Below are 6079 nucleotides of genomic sequence, written 5' to 3'. Positions count from 1 at the left end.
AATTCAAACTCAAGTTTTACTCGACTCACTGATTAACTCTTGCCCCGCTAAGCGTTGCTGTCTGCCGTCTCAGTGGGGTCGCATTATAGGGCGCGGCTGATTTTACGCAAGCGTTTTTTAAAGAAAACTTGAAATAAAGTACTGTTCGTTCATTATTTAAACCAAACACTGCAAAACCAAAGCTTTTAACGTTTAAATAACCCTAATAACGGGTTTTAAATGTAAAAAGCCCAGTGATATATCACTGGGCTTTATTTAAATAACTCTAGTTAAGCAATACCATATTGCTCACGGTATGCTTTTACTGATTCTAGATGCTCATCCATAGTACCTTTACTCTCAAGGTAACTGATTAAATCAGCAAGCTTAACGATTGAAACTACTTTAGTCCCAAAGTCACGCTCAACTTCTTGAATTGCAGAAAGCTCTGCTTTTCCTTTTTCTTGGCGGTCTAGTGCTATTAACACACCGCTTAGGTCTGCACCGTTTTGCGCGATGATCTCCATAGACTCACGAATTGCTGTTCCAGCAGTGATCACGTCATCAACTAACATGATTTTACCTTTAAGCTCAGAGCCGACTAATGTGCCACCTTCGCCGTGTGCTTTTTTCTCTTTACGGTTAAAACAATAAGGCACATCTTTATCATGATGATCAGCAAGTGCGACTGCGGTAGTCGTTGCAATTGGAATACCTTTATAAGCAGGGCCAAATAATACATCATATTCAATTGCAGCATCTTCTAATGCTGCGGCATAAAAACGACCAAGGCGTGCAAGGTCACGACCAGTATTAAATAAGCCCGCATTAAAGAAGTAAGGACTAGTACGGCCAGACTTTAAAGTAAACTCACCAAACTTTAGTACCTGCTTTTCAAGGGCAAATTCAATAAACTCTATTTGATAATCTTTCATTGCTATAAACCTATCATTTATTAAGCTAATGCTTGTTTTTGAATATCGATAATTTCGCGAATTGAATGTTTTGCAAGTGTTAGCAGCTCATCAAGCTCGTCAAACGAAAATGGTTCGCCTTCCGCAGTACCTTGAATTTCGATCACTTTGCCTGTTTCAGTAAGAATTACATTCATATCTGTTTCAGCGGCTGAATCTTCTAGATACTCTAAATCACTAATAGCCTGGCCTTTATAGATGCCAACAGATATAGCAGCGATCATATATTTAAGAGGATTCGAATTGATCATACCTTTACTACGCATATGTGTAAGTGCATCGACTAACGCAACACATGCGCCGCTGATAGATGCAGTACGTGTTCCGCCATCAGCTTGAATAACATCACAATCAATAGTAATAGTATTTTCACCTAACGCTTTTAAATCTACAGCAGCACGAAGTGCTCGTGCGATTAGGCGTTGAATTTCCATAGTTCGACCGCTTTGTTTGCCGCGCGCCGCTTCACGACCATTTCGAGTATGGGTAGAGCGCGGTAACATACCGTACTCAGCTGTGATCCATCCTTTGCCTTGGCCTTTCATAAAGCGTGGTACACCTGATTCAACAGTTGCTGTACAAAGTACTTTAGTGTTACCAAATTCAACCAACACAGAGCCTTCAGCATGCAAGGTGTAATTACGTGTAAATGTAACCGGTCTAATTTGGTTAGGTGTTCTTTCGCTTGGACGCATTCACGATCCCCTTAATTCAGAATTTTACGTATTATAAGTCGATGTGTGCTTAGATGCCATGCTGATTTAAACAAAAACCAACTGTAAAATTCTCATCAACAAAAATTTCCGCTAGAGCTTATACAGTGTTACGGTATAATCACTTTAATATTGTCTAAATAAAACTAGGAAACCATCCATGATCCACAGTATGACTGCTTACGCGCGTCGCGAAATTAAAGGCGATTGGGGCACTGGCACCTGGGAAGTTCGTTCAGTAAACCAACGTTACCTTGAAACCTTTATCCGCGCACCTGAGCAATTTCGTGGCATGGAGCCGGTTATTCGTGAGCGCTTACGTAAACATTTGCAACGCGGTAAAGTTGAAGTGTTCTTAAAGTTTGTAGCAAACCCAGCTCATGTTGGTGAGCTGTCGATCAATGAAGCATTGGCAGCGCAGCTTATTAATAGTGCTAAATGGGTGCAACAACAAAGTAATGGTGACATTAATCCTGTTGATATCTTACGCTGGCCTGGTGTTATGGAAGCAGAAGAACTTGATATGGACAGCGTTAACACAGCACTTATATCGGGTTTTGATCAAGTGATCGAAGACTTTAAATCTGCCCGTGGTGATGAAGGTGCTAATCTCGAAGAAATGATAGCGACCCGTCTTGATGCTATTTTAGAACAAGTGAATATAGTAGAAACTCACATGCCGGAAATAGCAAAATGGCAACGTGAAAAACTCGCTCAAAAACTAGAGGATTTAACCGCTAATATTGACGAATCACGCCTTGAGCAAGAACTTATTTACCTAGCACAAAAACAAGATGTAGCTGAAGAGCTTGACCGTTTAAAATCTCACGTAAAAGAAACAAAAAAGATTCTTAAAAAAGGCGGAGCGTGTGGTCGTCGTTTAGATTTTATGATGCAAGAGTTTAACCGCGAAGCAAATACTCTAGCGTCTAAATCTATTAATAGTGATATCACTAGCGCAGCTGTTGAACTTAAAGTATTGATTGAACAAATGCGCGAGCAGATCCAGAACATAGAGTAACGCAATAAAAAGACCCAAATAAATATTTTGCTCTTTCAGTCTATCTATAGGTACTTAAGCTAGCATTTAAGTGCCTTTAAATAGGCTCTGGTTTTGCAAGAAAAGTATTTAAACCCCTCCCCTCCCTCAACTTTTTTATTTTATAAATTCACATTATTTATCATAAATAATTCGCTGCCAATAGAATATAATGGGCTATACTTACGTCTAAATAAGCAACAGTGTTGAATTTAGATAAGGTTATACCTATGAAGTTAAATGTTAAATTATACTCTGCATTTTCGAGCATCATCATTTTGATGTTAGTCTCGAGTACTATTGTTTGGTTTAAAGTATCTACTGAAACTCAACGAGCTTTAGAAATTAAAGGCGATGACTTACCTGGGCTTATTTTATACATGGCGCAGCTTGATGAAATGTATCAAATGCAAAATGAAGCTTTAGAGTACTTATCTGGTGATGTGAATAAAGTTAAAGATTTTAATGAGCTATTTACTCAATTCAAGAAAACTAATTCAGAGTTAAGGAAATACGAATCAGCAAAAGCTTCTGATCGTATAAAGATGGATAAAATCTCAAGTCTAATGGAACAGTATCATCAAAGCGTTAATAATAATATTTTTGAAAAATACAATCCTGCAACGCACCAACAAGCTATTGCTCAAGCAAAAAGCCTGAAAAATACATCTGGTGAGCAGTTAGAGACTCTTTTAGATAAATTAAAAGACGAAGAGTTTGCCGACGCCTTTAACACAACTGAAATAAACGAAGCCCTAAACGATGATTTACCCGGGGTGCGTTATTATTTAGAAATGGTTGATGAAGCCGGTGATATGCTGTCGTCGATTAATTCACATCTAGCAGGTGATTTGTCTGCGCAAAATGATTTTAAAAAGGATGCAGCAAGCTTTGCTGAATACCTAACATTAATAAAACCGCTAGAACAAAAGCCCAATGAAATTCAAAATATCAAACAAATTGAAAGCTACTTTGAAACGATAAAGCGTGAAGCTACTATTGTTTTTAATGCTTATAATCCACAAAACCATACAGCTGCAAAAATCGCAATTAATACTCTAGAAGAAAGTATTATTAATGAATTAGTTACAATTTTACAATCATCCGCTGATGAAGAAAGAGATGATGCTACTTCTGCTCTAGATCACTTAGATACCGGATTAAATTTTACTTTAACTATTATTATTATAATAACCTTAATAGCAACCATCATTGGATTTAGTGTAGCTTACCTAATTAGTAAATCTATTTTATCAAGACTCTCTTTGGTACTAGATACCGCTCATAGCATTGGTAATGGAGATATATCAAAACCAGCAATCGAACATCGTAATGAAGATGAAATTGACGCACTTGCTGATGCAACCAACAAAATGTCGCTATCATTAAATAACTTACTTGAAGCCATCAGTGGAGTTGTTTCTGATGTGAAGCTTTCAAGTGGTGATATTGCAAATACAAACACCCAAATAGCAACCCGCAGCCAAGAGTCTGCCGATCAATCAACACAGGTCGCGACAGCTATTGAAGAAATGAGTTCAACGGTCTCCGAAGTTGCGCGTCAGAGTCAGCAAGCCTCCAGCCAAGCTGAAAATGCAAAAGATCTCGCAAGCAATGGGGGTATATCAGTAAAAAGTACAGTTGATGAAATTAAAAGTGCCTCAGCGCGCGTACAAACTACTGCAGATACGGTGACTGAACTTGGTGATTTAAGTGCGCAAATAGGCAATGTGATAGGGGTTATTGGCAGCATCGCAGAGCAAACTAATCTGCTAGCATTAAACGCTGCAATTGAAGCTGCTCGAGCCGGTGAACAAGGTCGTGGGTTTGCCGTTGTAGCCGATGAAGTTCGTACTTTAGCTGAGCGAACAACTAAAGCAACTGAAGAAGTAGTTAATACTGTGCAATCCATTCAAAATCAAACGCAAGTTGCAGTGAACTCAATGCAAAGTAGTGTTGAACAAGTAAATATGAGTGTAACTTTAGCTGAAGAGGCTGGGAATCAGCTAGAAAACATTGTAATTGGCGCAACTGAAATCGCAGCAATGATCCAATCTATCGCAACAGCTACAGAAGAGCAGTCCGTTGTTGCAAGTGAAATGGCTAAAGATGTGTCACTCATTGAGCAATCAAGCCAAAGCTCACTCCGTGACACTCAAGTTGCTGCGCACTCCGCAAACTCATTAAATAGCCAAGCAGAGCAACTTGCGCAATTAGTTGCTAAATTTAAACTAAGGTAATGTGTAGTTGAGCTAGTTTAGTCATTTACAGTACAATGATCCTATCAAAGGCTTGGGTAATAGTTAACCCAAGCCTGTTTACTTTATGTAGAGAATTAAATAATGGCGCAAACTCGCGGTAACCTGTTTATTTTATCAGCCCCATCTGGCGCAGGTAAATCAAGCTTAATCAATGCATTGTTAGCTAAGTATAGTGATATGAAAGTGTCTGTATCACACACTACCCGCTCACCTCGCCCTGGTGAAGAAAACGGCGCACATTACCATTTTGTGAATGTTGATGAATTCAAATCATTGATCGAAAAAAATGATTTTTTTGAATGGGCCCAAGTCTTTGATAATTACTACGGCACATCAAAGCAAGCAATTGAGGAGCAACTCGCTGCCGGTATTGATGTGTTTTTAGATATTGACTGGCAAGGCGCGCAACAATTACGCAAACTTGTTGATGATATAGAGACCATTTTTATCCTACCGCCATCAAAAGCAGAGCTTGAATCTCGCTTAAATAACCGCGGACAAGATTCACAAGAAGTGATTGCAAGTAGAATGGCTAAAGCACAATCAGAAACCTCTCACTACGATGAATATGATTATGTCGTCGTTAACGATGATTTTGCCAGTGCATTGAATGAAATTGAAACAATTGTGCAAGCAAAACGCCTATCACTACAAAGCCAAGCTATTCGTCATCAAGATTTACTCGCTGACCTACTGAGTTAAATCTTAATTTAAGCTCGGTAAGTATTTTATTTGTTTAAATTAACCACAAGCTATTGGCGAATCTGGCTCGGTGCAGTAAACTACGTCTTTGCTTAAAAATTTATTTGGAGTGCTGAAGATGGCTCGCGTAACTGTTGAAGATGCAGTAGATGCAATTGGTAATCGTTTTGACTTAATTTTAGTTGCGGCTCGTCGTGCCCGCCAAATTGCAGTTGGTGGAAAAAACCCACTAGTTGACCCTGAAAACGATAAGCCAACAGTTGTTGCTTTACGTGAAATTGAACTTGGTTTAGTTGATAGCTCATCGATGGATCTTATTGATCGTGAAGAGCAACAACACCAAGAAGCAGCTGAAATGGCTGCCGTTGCTGCTATTGTAGGTGGCAACCAATAATCTGACTTCCCGGTCCG

At 39.0% G+C, this 6079-nt stretch carries 6 protein-coding genes; 4 read left to right on the top strand and 2 right to left on the bottom strand.

Annotated features, from left to right (window positions below; translation table 11 throughout):
- Positions 1–269: 269 nt before the first annotated feature.
- Positions 270–914, bottom strand: coding sequence for an orotate phosphoribosyltransferase (gene pyrE / locus HH219_RS18995; RefSeq protein ID WP_054206701.1), 645 nt, complete (start codon positions 912–914; stop codon positions 270–272).
- 20 nt (positions 915–934) lie between these two features.
- The gene (gene rph, locus HH219_RS18990) at positions 935–1648 is read right to left on the bottom strand and encodes a ribonuclease PH (RefSeq protein WP_054206700.1); all 714 of its coding nucleotides are present in this window, start codon (positions 1646–1648) and stop codon (positions 935–937) included.
- 178 nt (positions 1649–1826) lie between these two features.
- Here rph and HH219_RS18985 point away from each other — a divergent pair, with 178 nt between their 5' ends.
- The 4 genes from HH219_RS18985 to rpoZ all read left to right on the top strand — a co-directional run bounded on the left by HH219_RS18985 (position 1827) and on the right by rpoZ (position 6062).
- Positions 1827–2687 (top strand): YicC/YloC family endoribonuclease, encoded by an 861-nt coding sequence (locus tag HH219_RS18985; protein WP_054206699.1) that lies wholly within the window; start codon positions 1827–1829, stop codon positions 2685–2687.
- 248 nt (positions 2688–2935) lie between these two features.
- Positions 2936–4945, top strand: coding sequence for a HAMP domain-containing methyl-accepting chemotaxis protein (locus HH219_RS18980; RefSeq protein ID WP_169328338.1), 2010 nt, complete (start codon positions 2936–2938; stop codon positions 4943–4945).
- A gap of 102 nt (positions 4946–5047) precedes the next feature.
- The gene (gene gmk / locus HH219_RS18975) at positions 5048–5668 is read left to right on the top strand and encodes a guanylate kinase (RefSeq protein ID WP_169328337.1); all 621 of its coding nucleotides are present in this window, start codon (positions 5048–5050) and stop codon (positions 5666–5668) included.
- A 118-nt stretch (positions 5669–5786) separates the two neighbouring features.
- A complete protein-coding gene (rpoZ, locus tag HH219_RS18970) occupies positions 5787–6062 on the top strand; it encodes a DNA-directed RNA polymerase subunit omega (RefSeq protein ID WP_054206696.1) in 276 nt (91 codons plus the stop codon).
- Positions 6063–6079: the final 17 nt, after the last annotated feature.

This window comes from Pseudoalteromonas sp. NEC-BIFX-2020_015 (genome assembly GCF_012952265.1).
GTDB classification, from domain to species: domain Bacteria; phylum Pseudomonadota; class Gammaproteobacteria; order Enterobacterales; family Alteromonadaceae; genus Pseudoalteromonas; species Pseudoalteromonas neustonica.
Note: the sequence above shows the minus strand (reverse complement) of the source record. Positions and strands in the feature narration are given on the sequence as shown.

What these genes read in the sequence shown, in the direction of transcription:
- pyrE (WP_054206701.1), bottom strand. Translation starts at nt 914, where the DNA reads ATGAAAGATTATCAAATAGAGTTTATTGAATTTGCCCTTGAAAAGCAG.
- rph (WP_054206700.1), bottom strand. Translation starts at nt 1,648, where the DNA reads ATGCGTCCAAGCGAAAGAACACCTAACCAAATTAGACCGGTTACATTT.
- HH219_RS18985 (WP_054206699.1), top strand. Translation starts at nt 1,827, where the DNA reads ATGATCCACAGTATGACTGCTTACGCGCGTCGCGAAATTAAAGGCGAT.
- HH219_RS18980 (WP_169328338.1), top strand. Translation starts at nt 2,936, where the DNA reads ATGAAGTTAAATGTTAAATTATACTCTGCATTTTCGAGCATCATCATT.
- gmk (WP_169328337.1), top strand. Translation starts at nt 5,048, where the DNA reads ATGGCGCAAACTCGCGGTAACCTGTTTATTTTATCAGCCCCATCTGGC.
- rpoZ (WP_054206696.1), top strand. Translation starts at nt 5,787, where the DNA reads ATGGCTCGCGTAACTGTTGAAGATGCAGTAGATGCAATTGGTAATCGT.